Below are 16,803 nucleotides of genomic sequence, written 5' to 3'. Positions count from 1 at the left end.
ACCGTTTAATTTCAATATAAGCTTCTCCCGGAGTCAATTCAAGGTCAACCTGAATTGACAGAAGGGTCGCCAAATGGTACCCTTTTCAACAATACGGAGGTCAAGCTGAACGATATGAAGTTACGGATTCTTCTACTGATTTTATTGCTGGTTCCCACCCAGGTTTTTTCCATGGAGGTCTTCCAGTACGTTGATGAGTCGGGCACCGTCCATTTTACGAATGTTCCGACCGATCCCCGGTACCGAAGACTCCAAGGCGGCCAAAAGAAAAGATCTTATATCGGAAAAGATCAGCGGCAAAAAATCCTCGGTTTTATTGAAAAAGAGGCGGCGGAACAAGGGATGGAACCGGCCCTGATCAAAGCGGTCGTTCGAGCGGAGTCCGATTTTAATACCTTTGCGGTTTCATCGGCCGGCGCGCTCGGACTGATGCAATTGATGCCCGCGACCGCGGCCGATCTCCGTTTGAGCGATCCATTTGATCCGGAGGAAAATATTCGGGGGGGAATCCGGTACCTTCGATATCTGCTCGGCACCTTCAACAACGATTTGGTCCTGTCGTTGGCCGCGTATCATGCGGGGATGGGGAATGTTTTAAAACACGGCCGCATCCCCCCGATTGAAGAGACACAGATTTATGTAGAACGGGTTCTGCGTTTCTACAAGGATTATTTAGGAAAGAAAGGCCGCGGGCTGTCGGTCTACAAAGGAACGCGACCCACCGGAGAGATCGTTTATACCAACCGTCCGGAGAAATACGCCACCCTTCCCCTGAAACAATTCAGCGAATAATAGCCGACTTACAACTTCATTCAATCTCTGAAAACCGCTTTCTCAAGGAGGCGCGGGTCAGGAGGACATGCCCCCGCGAGGAACCTTCATCCGGCAACGGGAAGTCTTCCCGGTAGTGGGCGCCGATGCTCTCTTTTCTTCTCAAGGCCGCCTCCATCATGGCAGCGGAGGCAATCAGCATATTCCGGGTTTCCAATGCCAACCGGGAAAGCGCCGGTTTCCTTAAGACCCAATCCCATCTTTTCCATCTCTCGATCGCCTCCAGGAGAGAGGATTCGCTCCGAATGATTCCGACGTGATTCCACATCGTCTCCCGAAGCTCTTTTTGGACCAGGAGGTATCGGTCGTCGGAAGCCGGTTTGAATCGCTTCGGCGGGATCTCCGGCCTCTCCCCGGCGGAAGGGGCCGTCTGCGCGACCGCCTGGCCGACCCGCATCCCGAAGACCAATCCTTCTAGAAGAGAATTGCTCGCCAGTCGATTGGCGCCATGAACGCCGGTGCAGGCCACTTCCCCCACCGCCCAGAGTCCGGGAAGGGAAGTTTCCCCGGAGAGGCCGGTTTTAATTCCTCCCATCAGGTAGTGGGCGCTGGGAGCCACCGGGATCCGATCACGCGTGATATCGATGCCGTACTGGAGGCAGGTCGCATAGATCATCGGAAAGCGTTCTTTAATAAAGCTTGCCTTCAGATGGGTCAGATCGAGGAAGACGTTTTGAATTTTCCCATGCTGCATTTCATCCCAGATGGCCCGGGTGACGACATCGCGCGGGGCCAGCTCTTTATCGGGATGATACCGATCCATGAACGGCTTTCCGTCGGCATCCCGGAGGACCGCCCCTTCCCCACGCATCGCCTCGGAGAGAAGGAAGCAGGGGGCCGAAGGGAGCGAGAGAGCGGTGGGGTGGAATTGGAAGAATTCCATGTCTTCGAGGGAGACGCCGGCCCGAAGCGCCATCGCGAGGCCGTCTCCGGTGGCGACCGGAGGGTTCGTGGTGCGGCGATAGACCTGGCCCGCTCCCCCGGTGGCCAGAATGACGGCGCGTGATTTGAAGAGTACCGGCTCCGCCGCCCGTTCATCCAGGACCCAGGCGCCGCCGCAGATCCGTTTTCGGCCTTTCGTCGTGATGAAGAGATCGAGGGTGAAGTGGCCGTTTCGGACGGAAATGTTCGGCCGTTTCTTGGCTTCCTCGACGAGCGCCCGGACGATTTCATTTCCGGTGGCGTCCCCCTTCGCGCGCAGAATACGGCTCTGCCGGTGCGCCCCCTCCCGGGCGAAGGCATATCGATCGCCCACTTTGTCGAACTCGGCCCCCCATGCGATGAGCTCGTGGATCCGCTGGGGCCCCTCTTCGACCAAGATCCGGACCGCTTCCGGGCGGCAGAGCCCCTTTCCGGCGTCGATCGTGTCCTCGATATGGGACTGGATCTCCTCCCCCTCTTCGCTGAGGGCGGCGGCGATCCCCCCCTGCGCGAAGGCGGAGTTCGATTCATTTCCCCACCCTTTATTGAGAACGATCACCTCTCCATATCGGCTCGCTTCAATGGCCGCGCGAAGGCCCGCCACGCCGCTTCCGATGATTAAGAAATCGGTGGTGATCGGGGAGGTCGATTTAGAACGTCCGGTCACTTTAAATCCCTCCTTGGATAATCCCGAAGGGGGGATCGCCCCGGATCTCCAAAAGAAGAGGGGTTTCTCCGGTGGTCCAAACAAAAAGGGCGTGCCCTTTCTTCTCAAGGGGAGGGGCGCCCGGTTCCCTCTTCCAGACCCCTCCCCAATGAACGGCGGTCGAGATCGATTCTTGCCGAACTTCGACACGATCAATCTTCATGTCGATCTTCATCTCGGAGAATGTCGCCAAGTCTTTGAGAATCTGTTCCTTGAAGGAAGGAAGCGACTTGAAGGAAGGGTCGAGGCTCGAGAGGAACTTTTTTTCATCTTTTTTCTCATACGATTCTGTTATACTCACGACGGCTTGCCGGATCCGGTCGACCTGCTCGGATACGGGAGAGGGCTGCGTCGGGGTGGTCGCGCACCCTGCAAGGAAGAAGAAAAGCAGGGAGAGGAAAAAAACGGCCCGGCGAACAAGCAGAACGGGCGCGAATATCGCACCGCGGCGGTCGCGCGCAGGGTGATCTTTGGTTCGAATGGGTTGGATTAGGGAACGCCGATGCTTCTGAATGGTCCTCCTCCTCTCAATGTAATGAATTCGCTATATTGTTTATAATCGTCCGATTATAATGTGGGATGGAGAAGGGGGTCAAGTCATCTTTGTCGGTTGACTTTTTCGGCCATTCTTGTTACAAAAAAATTTTCCTGCGTTTCTTGGTCATTTGAATGGCATTGGTGTCGGAACTCCTGAAACGGAAATGGATCTTCATCGGTCTTGCTGTCGGTTTTGTGATGTTGATGATCCCGGTTCCGGAGGGCCTGACGCCGGTCGGAATGAAGGCGCTGGCCTTGGTGGTCGTCGCCTTCATCTTCTTCATGACCGAGCCGGTGCCGCTCCCGGGGGTCGCCCTTTTTATTGCGGTCTCTCAGGTCCTCCTGGGGCTTGAAAAACCGACCGGCGTGGCTCAGTCGTTTATGAGCGACTCCGTTTTTTTTATCATGGGGTCGCTCATGATCGCCGCGGCGATCGTCAAGCAGAACCTCGACAAGCGGATCGCCCTGGCGATCGTCCGGTTGACCGGTCCCCGGATCGAGCGAATTGTGCTCGGCTTGGTTTCCGTTTCCGCCGTGATTGCTTCTTTCATTGGAGAACATACCGTGTCGGCCATGATGTTGCCGGTCGGGGTCGCCCTGATCAAGTTTACATCGGACGATCGGAAGAAAGTGAAGAATCTTTCGATTCTCCTGATGCTCTCCATCGCGTATGGGGCGATGATCGCCGCGATCGGGACCCCTTCCGGAGGGGCGCGCAACGCGATCATGCTTGCTTATTGGAAAGAGCTCTTCGGGTTGAATTTAACCTATTTTCAATGGGTGGTCGCCGCTTATCCGATCATCCTGTTGGAAATTCCGTTCGTGGCCTATGTCCTTTATCGCTCCTTTTCGCCGGAGGTGAAGGATCTCTCCCCGGCGATTTCGGCCCTTCGGGCCAAGGTAGAGGAAGAGGGGAAACTGACCCGGCAGGATTGGGTGACGATCGGCATCTTTTTGATCACCGTGGTGATGTGGATGACGATCTCGGATCAAATCGGCCTCGGCATTACCGCCCTGATCGGTGTTCTTCTTTTCATGGTGGCCGGGGTGGTGCGCTGGGAGGACCTGAATAACAACGTCAATTGGGGAACGATCCTGGTCTACGGCGGGGCGATCTCCCTCGGCATCATGATGAAGCAGTCGGGGGTGGCGGAGTGGATCGCGAAGTCGTTCCTGACCTGGGTGGAGCCGATCGGCATCCATCAGGGTGTCCCCCTGCTGGCGGCAATGAGTCTGATGACGGTGGTGCTCTCCTCCTTCATGAGCAGCGGGGCGACGGTGGGGATGCTCGGCCCGATCACCCTTCAGATCGCGAGCCTTTCGGGGACCTCGATCGTCCAGGCCGGATTTGTCACGGTGATTTCGACGTCGTTCGTCTATTTGACCTCGGTCGCGTCGCCGGCATGCAACATCATATACGGCGGCGGCTATCTGAATCGGACCGATTTCCTCAAGGCCGGATGGAAATTGGTTTTGGTCTCCTTCCTTCTCCTCCTGTTGATCAGCGCGGGATACTGGACGATGCTTGGGATTTGACGGTCGATCATGAAATTTTTAATGTGCACCGACGGGGAAGAGGACGCGGAGGCGGCGATCCGTTTTGGGGGAAGGCTGGCGAAGGAGATGAATGCCGACGTCAGCGTGCTGCACGTCCGAAGACCGATCTCCTCGTCGGAGCGGGTGCAATTGACCGCCACCCGTAAGAAGCTGTCGTCGTGGGACCTCGATATTCCCGGCGTCGATTATTTGACCCGGGCGCGGGAAATCTTGGATGAAGTCGGACTCACCCAGGTCCCCTTGTCCAAAGAGAAGCACAGCCGGGCTTTTGAGGGAGGGGTCCAGGGGGCGACGGAGCTCTACCTGGTCGGGGCCGGCGGCGAAAACGTCCGCCTGCGCCTGCGCGAAGGAGATCCGGTCGAACAGATCTTGGAGGAGGCGCAGGTCGGAGATTACGATCTGATCATCCTCGGCTCCCACGGGCGGCAAGGGATCGGAAGTTATTTTGTCGGAAGCACCGCGCTCCGCGTCGCCGATCTGGCCGCCTGCAGCGTTCTGATCGCGAAGAACATACGGCAGGATCATAACTTTCTTCTCTGCACCGACGGTTCCGAGCTGGCGGAGAAGGCGGAGATTGCGGGGGCCGAGATGGCCCGGGTGTTGGGGGCGAAGGTGACGGTCCTCTCGGTGGCGGAGGAGGAGAGCCGGCGCGAAGAGGCGCTGCAGAGCGCGCGCCGGGCCGAAATGATCTTGGCGCAGATGGGCATTGAAGCGAAATTGAAGGTCCGGGTCGGTCCTCCTTCGCAAGAAATCATCGCGGAGGCGAAAGACCATGATATCGTCGTCATGGGGGCGAGCGGCAGCTCCGCCGTGAGAAAGTTTTTTCTGGGGAGTGTTCCTCTGAAGGTGATGGAGTATGGCGCGTGTCCGGTCCTCATCGTCCGGGAAAAGCGAGGAAAAATTCCGCTACAGGCGGGTTGATATGGAGAGATCCGTCATTTCATTAATCAATTAAGGAGACTGTATGTCGCGTGTTGTCAAGAAGAGAAGAAAGAAGATGCGAAAACATAAATATCGGAAGCTGCGGAAGAGAACAAGGCACTCCAGGCGGTAAGTTTCGCCGGGGGGCCGACCCTTTCAATCCTCATCTGTCGAAGGAATCGGTTTACAATAGGCGATCGGATGACCCTTCAAGTCGATATCGAATGACACGCCACTGTTCCAGGCTTGGTTTCCGAATCGGATTCTTCCTCTTTACAAACGTTCCTTCGGGTGTGTTATACTGAGGAAAAATTTAGCTTTTTTATAGGCTGCGGGAGGAAGTATGGCAATTACCGAAGAGAGGGTGATGAAAGCGCTCAGTCATGTGATTGAGCCGGAGTTGTTCAAGGACATCGTTACCTTGAACATGGTCAAAGAGGTTCAGGTGGATGGGAACAATGTTTCCTTCACCGTCGTCCTGACGACCCCCGCCTGCCCGCTGAAGGATGAGATCACCCACCGCGCCGAGAAGGCGTTGCGGCAACACGTTCCGGAGGTCGGCAAGATCGACGTCAACTACACCGCCAATGTGACCGCCGGAAAGAGCCAGGTGAAAGAGAATTTCATCCCGGGGGTGAAGAATACGATCGCGATCAGCAGCGGCAAAGGGGGGGTCGGCAAATCGACCGTCAGCGTCAATCTGGCGGTGGCCCTGGCGCAGACCGGCGCCCGGGTGGGATTGATGGATGCCGACATCTACGGTCCGAACGTTCCGTTGATGATGGGGATCAAGTCTCCTCCGAAGCCGGAGGGGGAGAAGCTCTTGCCGGCCGAAAGCCATGGGGTGAAGCTGATCTCGATGGCCTTCTTTGTCCCGGACGATACCCCGATGATCTGGCGGGGGCCGATGGTCCACGGCGCCATCATGCAGTTCTTGAGAGATGTGATTTGGGGGGATCTCGATTATCTCCTGGTCGATCTTCCGCCGGGGACCGGCGACGCGCAGCTTTCCATCGCGCAGCTGGTACCGCTGACCGGGGCGGTCATCGTCACGACCCCGCAGGAGGTCGCGCTGCTTGATTCCAAAAAGGGCTTGGCGATGTTCCAGAAGGTTCATGTGCCGGTCCTCGGGATCGTCGAGAACATGAGCTTCTTCGAATGTCCGCATTGCCATGAGAAGACCGAGATCTTCAGCCGCGGCGGCGGAAAGCTGGCGGCCGAGAAGCTGGGGGTTTCCTTCTTGGGAGAGGTCCCGATCGATCCCGCCATTCGAGAAGGGGGAGACACCGGCATGCCGATCGTGGTGGCCAACCCGAAATCTCCTCAGGCCCAGGCGTTCATGAATATTGCGAAGACACTGGCAGGGCTGATTTCGGTGCGGAATTCGAATGAGATTAAGCTGACGATTATTCAGTAACGCCGGTTAGGGACAGGTTCATTTTTTTATACGAAGCGGGAGGTTTCCTCCCGCTTTTATTTTTTAAGGTGGTTCCTGGAAGGCGGAGCGACATTACAATTCGAATCGATTTCACCATGGATTTACTTGGGTCAATAATTTTCTGTATTCTCACCTGATTTATTTTACTTAGTTTTTCTGATTGACAATTAAATGGCTTTTGATAAAGTAGCCCGGCAAGCTGCATCTTAATCCGGAATATCCCCTTCTGGAACATGAGCGGGGTTTCCGGTTCTCTTCAGGAGACGGATGAAGGCGGCCCGGTTTCCCCTCACTTTGATCGGTGTTCTTGCACTTCTTGTTCTCTTCCCGCTCTCTTCGATCGCCCAAAATTCCTCTCAGATCCTCTTCGGCCCCGAACAATTCACCCGCACCTCCGGGCCGACCACCGTCTACACACGAACCGTAACCGTCCCTGCCCAGGTCGTCGCCCCCTACACCCTACATATCGTCAACGGCAACCCGAATACCACCTCGAATCGGGTCGCCATCGAAGATGCCGTCTCCAGCGGACGGGTGTTCATCAACGGGGTCGAGGTGGTTTCCCCCAATGCGTTTTCAAAAACCACCGCGATCATCGAAAAGACGATCAATCTTTCGGCCTCGAATACCCTCGAAGTCCGGCTGAATAGCGCCCCAGGCAGCTACATTACCGTGACGATTTCGGGCATCGGCGACAATCGGGCGCCGATCGCCCATGCCGGGCCGGATCAGAATGTCGTCACGGGAAGTCTGGTCACCCTCGACGGAAGCCTCTCTTCCGATCCCGACGGGGAGATGTTGACGTACCAGTGGACGATGACCGAAAAACCGGCGGGGAGCGCCGCCGCGCTGAGCGCTTCCGGCGCCGTCCGGCCGACGTTCACCGCCGATGTCGACGGGACCTACCGGATCAGTCTGGTCGTAAACGATGGAATGCTCAACAGCCCCGCCGACGAGGTAGTTATCATTGCAACCCGACCCAACACCCCGCCGACGGCGAACGCCGGACCCGATCAGCAGGTGACCGCCGGCGCCTTGGTCACGCTCGACGGGAGTACCTCGTTTGATCCGGACGGGGATTTGATCACCTATCATTGGGAGTTCATCAGCCGTCCGGCGGGGAGCGCCGCCGTCTTTTCCAGTCCCACTGCCGTCCGGCCGACCTTCACCGCCGATCTGCCGGGAGTCTATACGGTCCGCCTGATCGTCAACGATGGGCAGGCCGACAGCCCCCCCGACGAAATGGTGGTGACCGCGGCGCCGCCGAACAATCCGCCGGTCGCCCATGCGGGGCCGGACCAGAGCGTGGCGACGGGGAGCCTGGTGACGTTGGACGGAAGCGGATCGTCCGATCCGGACGGCGATCCCCTCACCTACGACTGGCGGTTCGTCTCTCTTCCGACAGGAAGCACGGCGGTGCTGGCCGATTCGACAACCGTCTCTCCGGCCTTCACGGCCGACCTCTCCGGGGAGTATGTCATTCAACTGATCGTCTCCGACGGCATTGTCCAGAGCGCCGTCGATATCGTGGTGGTCGTCGCCGCCATCCCCAACGCCGCACCGACGGCGAATGCGGGCCCCGATCAGACGGTTCAAAAGGGGAACGTCGTCACCCTCAACGGGTCGGGTTCCTTCGATCCCGACGGCGATGCTTTGACTTATCTCTGGAACTTCGTCTCCATCCCCGCCGGAAGCGGCGCGACGCTGACCCACCCGGCGACCGTCTCGCCGACCTTCACCGCCGACCGCAGCGGCGATTACGTCATCCGCCTCATCGTCAATGACGGCCTGGCCGACAGCCCTCCCGACTCTCTCGTCGTCATTTCCGTCAACGATCCGCCGGTGGCCGATGCCGGGGCGGACCAATTCGGTCGCGTCGGCGATCCGGTCCAACTCAATGGGAGCGGGAGCCACGACGCCAACAACGATTCGTTGACCTATCTCTGGACGATCTTCTCTGCTCCGAGCGGAAGCACTGCCGCCCTGGTCGCACCGACCACATCGACCCCGACGTTGACCCCCGATCTGCCGGGGATCTATCTGATCCATCTGGTGGTGAATGACGGGGAGGCCGACAGTCTTCCCGACGAAATGGCCCTCGACGCAAGGCCGCCGCTCCCGGTGATCTCATCGATCTCGCCGGCGACCGGGCCGATCGGCACCGCGGTCACGATCGCCGGATTACATTTCGATCCGACCCCCTCGAACAATTCCCTCTCGTTCAACGGCACCGCGGCGATCGTCACCTCGGCGACCGCCACGCAGATCACGACGACGGTCCCGCAGGGGGCGACGACCGGGCCGGTCACGGTGACGACCCCCGCCGGGAGTGCGTCGAGCGCGCCGTTCACGGTCACCCTCTCTGAAGATTTCTCGATGGCGGCGGCGCCGCAGATGATCAGCGTGGTCCAGGGAGAGCAGGTGGCGGTAAAGATTCAGCTCACCGGAGAGGGAGCGGTCCCGTTCGAAGGGTGGGTCGCCTTCTCGGCAACCCCGCTTCCAACCGGCGTGGTCGGCTCCTTCTCCCCTTCGGTCGGGAGTCTCGCTCAGCCCTCTTATCTGAACCTCTTTGTTCCCTCGGCGCTGGCGGTGGGGGCCTATCCAATTACGGTGCGCGGTCAGGCCGAGATCGACGATCAGATCATCGTTCGGGAGGCGAGCTTCACCCTGCAGGTCACGGCGGCGGGGATGACGACCCTCTCCGGCCAGGTCTTCTCCTCCCAGACGGGACGCCCCCTCGAAAACATCGAGGTGAAGCATGGGACCAATTCGGTTCTCACCGACGCGGCGGGGAATTTCTTCTTCTCGAGCATTCCGGCGGGCGATCAGGTCCTCTTGATTGACGGCACGCCGGCGACGACCGACACCGTCACCTATCCGATCGATCTGCCGGTCCAGGTTCATTTACAAACGGGGGTGAGCAACCGCCTTCCCTATCCGGTCTATCTGCATGAGATCGACACAACGCATGTAACCCTACTGAATTCGAGCCAAGAGGTGATCGTCACCGATCCCGATATCCCTCACTTTGAGCTTCGTGTTCCGACCGGGGTTCAAATCATCGGGTGGGACGGCCAGCCGAACACCAAGATTGCGGTGACGGCGGTTCCGATCGACCGGCTGCCGCTGCCGCCTCCCGCCCTCTCGCCGGGGCAGGCGGTGATGACGGTCTACATGTTCCATTTCTTCAAGCCGGGCGGGGGAATCCCGACCCTGCCGATCCCTGTGAAGTACCCGAACGAGGCCGATCTTCCCCCCGGCACAAAGCTCGATCTTTTCTACTATGATGAAGAGCCGCATCCCGACCCGAACTCGCATCAGTGGAAGACGTTCGGCAAGGGGACCGTCTCCTCCGACGGGCGGCAGATTGTCTCCGATCCGGGGGTCGGCATCCCCAAGTTCTGCTGCGGCGCCACCTTCCCCCTCGTGGTGGTCCCGGTGGAGGACGACAAACAGACCCCCGATGAGAAGGTTGAAGCGAACGATCCGGTCAACCTCGCCAACGGGATGTTCGAGATGGAAAAGACCGACATGGTTTTACCCGGTCCGATTCCGGTTGTCTTTACCCGGTACTACACCTCCCGACGTCGGTCCCAAACCGACTTTCCCTTCGGCCCCGGGACCGCTCATAGTTACAACCCTCGGCTGTTCCTCCGCGGCGGATCGCCCGATGCCTTAATCCTCATCCAGGGGAACGACAGCCGCTCCCCCTTCTCGAGGAATCCCGACGGCACGTTCACCAACGACAAAAACCCGTCGTTAAAGGGGGCGGTGATCACCCCGCAATCGGGCGGCGCCCGGCTGCTTCGCTTTAAAGATGGAACGAAGTGGTTTTTCTCCTCGATCGGCCATCTGACCCGAATCGAAGATCGAAACGGCAATGCGCTTGATCTGATCCGGGATGCCGGCGCGCGGCTTTTGCGAATCGTTGCGTTGGGAGGAAAAGAGATCGAGTTCCGCTACGACAGCAATCGGATCGCCTCCATTCTCGACCCGCTCGGCCGGCGAGTCCAATATGGATATAACAGTGCTGGAAATTTGATCAGCGTCATCGATCCGGAGGGGGGGATCACCCGTTACACCTACGATACCGACAACCGGATGATCACCCTGACCGACGCCCGGGGGATCACTTATTTAACCAATGAGTATGGTCCGAGCAATCGGGTCATCCGTCAGATCAATGCCGACGGAGGGGTCTATCAATACCGCTACTTTGGACCGGACGGCCAGGCCTTATTGGAAGTCCCCGCGAATCTTTTCTCTCCCGGCCCCACTTCCCGCTGTCCGGCTGGGGTGGTCTTTCTCGATCCCGGTGTCCCGGCCTCGTCGGAGGGGGCCTGCATTGTCCGTGTGGCGAGGCCCGGACCGGCCGACTATCTGGTGACCCAGGCGATCGTCGTCGATCCGGAGGGAAACCCCACTTCGTATCGTTTCAGCTCTTCCGGCTATCTGGCAGAGCTGACCGATGCGGCAGGACGGGTGACCCGATTTGAGCGCGCTCAGGGGACCAATTTCCTCCTCTCCACGACCGACCCGGCGGGGCGGACCACCCGATATGCTTACGACGCCAACGGCAATGTCTCGGGCGTCACCGATCCGGCGGGGAGTGTGACCCGGTTTACTTATGAGCCGGCGTTTAATAAATTGGCGACGCTGACCGACCCGCTCGATCAGACGACGACTTTTACGTATGACCCCAAGGGAAATCTTCTCACCGTTAGAGACCCGATGACGAAGACGACCACGATGACCTACAACGCCGCGGGACAGCCGATCACCGTGACCGACCCGCTCACTCATACGACGACGTTTGCATATGACTTCCTCGGAAACCTGGTGAGCGTAATCGATCCGCTCGGCAACGTCACCAAACGGGAGTATGACATCGCGGGCCGGCTCACCTCGATGACTGACCCGAACGGCAACAGCACGCAATTCACCTACGACGGCCTCAACCGCGTGACCCGGATCACCGATGCCCTGTCCGGCCAGACGCAGTTTGCCTACGACGGCAACGGTAATCTCCTTACCGTCACCGACGCGAAGAACCAGACGACCCGCTACAACTACGACGTCATGGATCGTCTGGAGACGCGGACCGATCCGCTGAATCGGCTGGAGCGGTATGCCTATGATCTCAACGGCAACCTCATCCGCTTCACCGACCGGAAAAACCAGGTGACGGAGTACAGCTACGATCCACTCAAGCGAAGGGTCTTCACTCAATTTGCCGACGGTGCTCAAGTGAAGTCGCTTTATGATCTGGCGGGAAGACTTGCCTCGATTGAAGATACCCTCTCCGGGACGATTGATTTCGGCTATGACACCTTGGACCGGCTGGTCAGCGAGATCACGAAGCAGGGGAAGGTGGAGTACCAGTACGATGCGCTGGGGCGGCGGACGGCGATGGTCGTCAACGGCGGGGCGCCTGTGGAGTACGGGTATGATGCAAACTCCCGGTTGACGCAGGTGAGCCAGGGGACACAGGTGGTGGGGCTCGGTTACGATGATGCGGGGCGAAGGACTTCGCTCACTTATCCGAATGGGACAAACACCAGCTATACGTATGATCTTGCCGGCCGCCTCACCCGGATCTTTCATGACGGGCCGACTTCGGTGATTGAGGACCTGACCTATACATATGATGCGGCGGGAAACCGGATTCGCATCGGAAGGCTGGGTCCGGAAGCGCCGCTGCCGGAGGCGGTGCAGGCGGCGTATGATGCGGCGAATGAGCAGATTCAGTTCAATGCAGGCACGCCGAATCTCGTCTATGATGCGAATGGAAATCTAATCAGTCAGACCAATGCGGGTGGGATGACGACTTACACTTGGGATGCAAGGAATCGGTTGGTGGGGATTGCCGGACCGGGTGTTTCGGCGAGCTTTGAGTATGATGTGCTGGGGAGAAGGATTAGCAAAACTATCAATGGAGCAAGTGAACAACACCAGTATGATAGAGAGGATATCATCTCGGAGATTGGTAGAGGAGCGGTAGGAGCGACTTATGTGAGGAGCTTGAACATTGATGAGCCCTTTATTCGGCAGGGAAGTATTAATGAGTACTTTCACGCTGATGCCTTGGGAAGTACATCGACATTAACTGATGTGGGTGGAGCAGTAACAATATTTTATTCCTATGAGGCATTTGGAAAGACAATTAACTCTGGCATATCTTCCAACTCATACCAATATACCGGAAGGGAGAATGACGGAACAGGAATTTATTATTATCGGGCACGGTCTTATAGCACAATGTTGAAAAGATTTATTAGTGAGGATCCTATTGGTTTACTTGGGGAAGATCTTAACTTGTATAGCTATGTAAAAGGTAATTCCTTGCGATATAGAGATCCTTGGGGGCTTCTCATTGTGGAGTATGCTGCTCGAGTTATTTACCCATTAATCTCTTCACAAACAGCCGAGGAAGCTGCGATTGGTGCAAGGATAGCAGAAGGCTTTATTGCTGCAATACTGACGGGAGCAGGGGTTGAAATCCCAGAATATATTCGTTCATCATTTGGTTTTACACTTGAAGGAGTTCAGGCATTAGGTGGAGTCCAAACATTTACACTAGGGTTAACTATTGCTCAGACCTCAACTGGACCAATTGTATTTCCACTCGCACTGTCATTTGTTGGTGGGATAGAGGTTGGAGCAGCTATTAATCAAACTTATGAGCGGCTAAGAGGTCAAAGCTTGGGTGAAGACATTTATGATTTCGTCCATCGAAAGGAATTATATTTACTAGGCGGAAGGAAATAAAAATGGCTACTGATAACCTTAAACGTGTGGTAACTAAATGGGATGTTATAGCGGCTCTTGGCGTTATCGTCTCGATGGGTATCCCCTATTCTCTTAGAGAGATATACCCGCATAATGAGATCATTCAAAATCTCTTTGGCGGTACTCGTATACTCATCTACTGGTTGATCATTTGCTATATAGGTTGGAAAATTGACAGGCGGTTTGCCAAAGATAAACGGTTTTTCAAATAATTGTTGCAGTGTCGAGGGACCGGAGTCCGTGTAGAGAAGGGGTCAAGAAGAGGTCAAGTCTGCTCATGGCTCAACTTTTAGCCATTACGAAGGTGAACAGGAGATGAAACGATTTACATGTCCCGTCCACTTCGCATAGAGTTTCCTGGTGCCTACTACCACCTGATGAACCGGGGCTTATCCCGGCAGGAGATCTTCACGGACCGATACGACCGTGAAGCCTCCGTGAAGCTGGAAGGGAGGGAGGCGATGAAAGAACTATGGGATCAGATTAAATCAAAAGACACATGGGAGAGAATAAGATGGTTTAACAGATTGAAGTCTTGGGAAGAAGCGCCACCCTCGACAAAAGTTACAAGGCAAGATTTAATTGCCGTAACAATTATCGTGGTGATATGTGCGTTTGTCTTATTGATAGGAATTCCTATTGCAATGGCAATAGCGAAACTCTTCTCGAAGTGATACGGAAGCTATTCAAAGCTTAATGGTTTTTGGTGATGTTCTGAATCGATGATGCCTAAATTACTGATTACATCCCTAGCCCTACTTCTTTTAACCTCCCTCGCCCATGCCGAGCAGCGCTACTTCTACGACAGCTTGGGGCGGCTGGCGGCGGAGATGGATTCGGCGGGGAATGTCGCCTTCTATGAATACGATGCGGTGGGAAATCTCTTGGCGATCCGGCAGGGCGATCCAGACGAGCTTACACTGGTCTCCTTCTCTCCCACGAAAGGCCCGGTCGGCACGACGGTGACGATCCTCGGCTCGGGCTTCAGCACGACCCTCTCCGAGAATCAGCTCTTCGTCAACGACACCCCGGCGACGGTCCTCTCGGCGGAGAATGCGTCGATCGTCTTTACCGTCCCCAGCGGAGCGACGACCGGCTTGATCAAAGTCACCACGCCCTTGGGAACGGTACAGAGTGTTCAACCATTTACCGTCATTCCCGGACCGGCGATCACCTCCGTCGATCCCAACCGGGTGGGGCAGGGCGCAGTCGTGGTCGCAACGATCCAGGGTCAGGGACTGCCGTCGGTCGGTCAGGTCACATTTTCAGATTCACGGATCACTGCGACCGTGATGAGTGGCGGGGACGGAACAAAGTTGCCGATTCGGTTGACCGTTGCTTCGAACACCCCACCCGGCTCCTATACTTTCTCGATTACGACGAATGAGGGCGTGATTCCGAGCGGAAGCGTCGTCATCATGGTCACACCGCCGGTTTCCTCTTTCAGTATCGCTCCACCGCTCAGTATCTTTAAGCCGTTTTCAACTGGCATCGCCCCTTCCGGTTCACTAATCACTTCCGCTCCCCGTGGGATCAGTGTGTATGTTCCGTCTCCGACGGAGATATCCCCATCGGGAAGCAGTATGGTCGTCGCGCCCCCGGAAAGTGTTTCGATGCCTTAAATGTTGATGCAAAGATCGAAAGGAGTCGGCATGATCAAAATACAATCGAAGAAGTGGATCGGAGGAATCGGGTTAGCGGTGGTCTTCTTTGGGTCCTTCACCGCCTCTGCCCAAACCTACAACAGCGGGAGCACGGGGGCCGACGGTCCCTTGGCGCCGACGGCAAACATCACCCTTCCACTCCCGCCGGATGGAATCTTTCATTTCACCACCGTGAACATCCCTGCGGGGGTGATCGTGAGCTTCACGCACAATAGCGCCAACACCCCTGTCACCCTGCTCGCCACGGGCGATGTTACCATCGCCGGCGTCATCAGCGTCAACGGCGTAAACGGCACCGCTCCTCAGAGCACCGGTCCCATCGTCAACCCCGGCGGCATCGGCGGTCCGGGGGGGTTTGCTGGGGGCCAGGGGGGCGCAAGGGGAACGACGAATAATTTTCCATCCGAAGGGCAGGGCCCCGGCGCCGGATCAGCTAACCGAAGCGGATTTTATGGCGCTCCTACCTCTTTTAATTCGCTGATTCCACTCTTTGGTGGATCGGGCGGTGGAGGAGGCTTCGGCAGTGCGACCGTTGCTGGGGCCACCGGTGGCGGAGGCGGCGGCGCCATTGTGATTGCTTCTTCAACCAAAATTATTGTTAACGGCGCAGTTACCGCCAACGGCGGAAACGGATATCACCCGGGTAATACCTTTTTCTGTGAATCCGTCATGGCCGGTTCCGGGAGCGGGGGTGCTATCAGGCTGGTTGCCCCCGAAATTCAGGGAACCGGATCGCTCCAGGCGATAAGCGTTAGTACAGGTTGTGGATCCGTCGGTTTCGGCCTGATTCGCTTGGAGGCATTTATCATCGGCTTCACCGGAAGCAGAAACCCGGTTTATGCCACGTCGGTTGCCCCCGGTCCCGTCACGGCTGCCAGCAACCCGGCCCTCACCAATCTGCCGCGCCTTACGATCAGTTCGGTCGGCAGCATCGCTTCTCCATCCACCCCTTCCGCTTCATACATCGCCGCGGATGTGGCCCTACCCCAAGGAACGAACAATCCCGTCACCGTGACCTTAGCTGCCGTGAATATCCCGGCTGGAACGGTTTATAAGGTCAGGTTGATTCCCCAGTTTTCCTCCGCAACGACAACTGATAGCTTCCCCTCCACCGGAACCTTCGCGAGTTCCACTGCGACGGCCAACGTAACCTTCCCCTTGGGGCAGATCAGCGTGCTCAATGCGTATGCCAGCTTCACCCTGCCGACACAAATCGCGTCGGCGCTTCCCCTGATTGAAGGAGATCCGGTCGAAAGAGTGCTGCTCGCTTCGGACGAGGGAGAGGGTGCGTTAGTGTTGGTGACCCGATCGGGGAAGGAGTTCCCTGCAAAAAAAATCCTTGGAGAGGAGCGGCTTGCCGCCCTCTGGTCCGGGTTGTTCCAGGTGCAATAACCGATCGGTAGATTTAGATTGTTTTCAGCAGTGGCCGGCCCGGTGGG

General features: G+C 57.1%; 12 protein-coding genes. 10 read left to right on the top strand and 2 right to left on the bottom strand.

What is annotated here, in order from left to right; all coding sequences use genetic code 11:
* Positions 1–114 precede the first annotated feature (114 nt).
* Positions 115–792, top strand: a complete 678-nt coding sequence (locus tag MCM46_05805) for a lytic transglycosylase domain-containing protein (protein ID MCG3111324.1) — start codon at positions 115–117, stop codon at positions 790–792.
* A 16-nt stretch (positions 793–808) separates the two neighbouring features.
* On the opposite strand, the gene nadB is transcribed toward MCM46_05805, so the two are convergent.
* Together nadB and MCM46_05795 are read right to left on the bottom strand one after the other, a co-directional pair.
* Entirely contained in the window at positions 809–2,419 is a 1,611-nt protein-coding gene (gene nadB, locus MCM46_05800) for an L-aspartate oxidase (GenBank protein MCG3111323.1), read from the bottom strand.
* A gap of 1 nt (position 2,420) precedes the next feature.
* Positions 2,421–2,759: a hypothetical protein gene (locus MCM46_05795; protein ID MCG3111322.1), complete on the bottom strand. Its 339-nt coding sequence runs from the start codon at positions 2,757–2,759 to the stop codon at positions 2,421–2,423.
* A gap of 377 nt (positions 2,760–3,136) precedes the next feature.
* On the opposite strand from MCM46_05795, the gene MCM46_05790 reads away from it, so the two are divergent.
* The 9 genes from MCM46_05790 (at position 3,137) to MCM46_05750 (ending at position 16,756) form a co-directional block, all read left to right on the top strand.
* The gene (locus tag MCM46_05790) at positions 3,137–4,531 is read left to right on the top strand and encodes a DASS family sodium-coupled anion symporter (protein MCG3111321.1); all 1,395 of its coding nucleotides are present in this window, start codon (positions 3,137–3,139) and stop codon (positions 4,529–4,531) included.
* A 9-nt stretch (positions 4,532–4,540) separates the two neighbouring features.
* Positions 4,541–5,473 carry a universal stress protein gene (locus MCM46_05785; protein MCG3111320.1) on the top strand — a complete coding sequence of 311 codons (933 nt, stop codon included), beginning with the start codon at positions 4,541–4,543 and terminating at the stop codon, positions 5,471–5,473.
* A 43-nt stretch (positions 5,474–5,516) separates the two neighbouring features.
* On the top strand, positions 5,517–5,606 hold the full coding sequence (locus MCM46_05780) for an AURKAIP1/COX24 domain-containing protein (protein MCG3111319.1): 90 nt from the start codon (positions 5,517–5,519) through the stop codon (positions 5,604–5,606).
* A 210-nt stretch (positions 5,607–5,816) separates the two neighbouring features.
* Positions 5,817–6,890, top strand: a complete 1,074-nt coding sequence (locus MCM46_05775; protein ID MCG3111318.1) for an Mrp/NBP35 family ATP-binding protein — start codon at positions 5,817–5,819, stop codon at positions 6,888–6,890.
* Between the two features lie 288 nt (positions 6,891–7,178).
* On the top strand, positions 7,179–13,679 hold the full coding sequence (locus MCM46_05770; protein ID MCG3111317.1) for a PKD domain-containing protein: 6,501 nt from the start codon (positions 7,179–7,181) through the stop codon (positions 13,677–13,679).
* 2 nt (positions 13,680–13,681) lie between these two features.
* Complete coding sequence (locus MCM46_05765) at positions 13,682–13,912, top strand: hypothetical protein (GenBank protein MCG3111316.1); 231 nt, start codon at positions 13,682–13,684, stop codon at positions 13,910–13,912.
* A 117-nt stretch (positions 13,913–14,029) separates the two neighbouring features.
* Positions 14,030–14,374, top strand: coding sequence for a hypothetical protein (locus MCM46_05760; protein MCG3111315.1), 345 nt, complete (start codon positions 14,030–14,032; stop codon positions 14,372–14,374).
* Between the two features lie 48 nt (positions 14,375–14,422).
* Positions 14,423–15,322, top strand: a complete 900-nt coding sequence (locus tag MCM46_05755; GenBank protein ID MCG3111314.1) for an IPT/TIG domain-containing protein — start codon at positions 14,423–14,425, stop codon at positions 15,320–15,322.
* Positions 15,323–15,352: 30 nt separating this feature from the next.
* Complete coding sequence (locus tag MCM46_05750) at positions 15,353–16,756, top strand: hypothetical protein (protein MCG3111313.1); 1,404 nt, start codon at positions 15,353–15,355, stop codon at positions 16,754–16,756.
* The last annotated feature ends 47 nt before the right edge of the window (positions 16,757–16,803 follow it).

It is taken from the genome of Candidatus Manganitrophus morganii, from assembly GCA_021651055.1.
Lineage (GTDB): Bacteria > Nitrospirota > Nitrospiria > SBBL01 > Manganitrophaceae > Manganitrophus > Manganitrophus morganii.
Note: the sequence above shows the minus strand (reverse complement) of the source record. Positions and strands in the feature narration are given on the sequence as shown.

Coding starts and splice junctions, on each gene's coding strand:
- MCM46_05805 (MCG3111324.1), top strand. CDS start 115: ATGAAGTTACGGATTCTTCTACTGATTTTATTGCTGGTTCCCACCCAG.
- MCM46_05785 (MCG3111320.1), top strand. CDS start 4,541: ATGAAATTTTTAATGTGCACCGACGGGGAAGAGGACGCGGAGGCGGCG.
- MCM46_05780 (MCG3111319.1), top strand. CDS start 5,517: ATGTCGCGTGTTGTCAAGAAGAGAAGAAAGAAGATGCGAAAACATAAA.
- MCM46_05775 (MCG3111318.1), top strand. CDS start 5,817: ATGGCAATTACCGAAGAGAGGGTGATGAAAGCGCTCAGTCATGTGATT.
- MCM46_05770 (MCG3111317.1), top strand. CDS start 7,179: ATGAAGGCGGCCCGGTTTCCCCTCACTTTGATCGGTGTTCTTGCACTT.
- MCM46_05765 (MCG3111316.1), top strand. CDS start 13,682: ATGGCTACTGATAACCTTAAACGTGTGGTAACTAAATGGGATGTTATA.
- MCM46_05760 (MCG3111315.1), top strand. CDS start 14,030: ATGTCCCGTCCACTTCGCATAGAGTTTCCTGGTGCCTACTACCACCTG.
- MCM46_05755 (MCG3111314.1), top strand. CDS start 14,423: ATGATGCCTAAATTACTGATTACATCCCTAGCCCTACTTCTTTTAACC.
- MCM46_05750 (MCG3111313.1), top strand. CDS start 15,353: ATGATCAAAATACAATCGAAGAAGTGGATCGGAGGAATCGGGTTAGCG.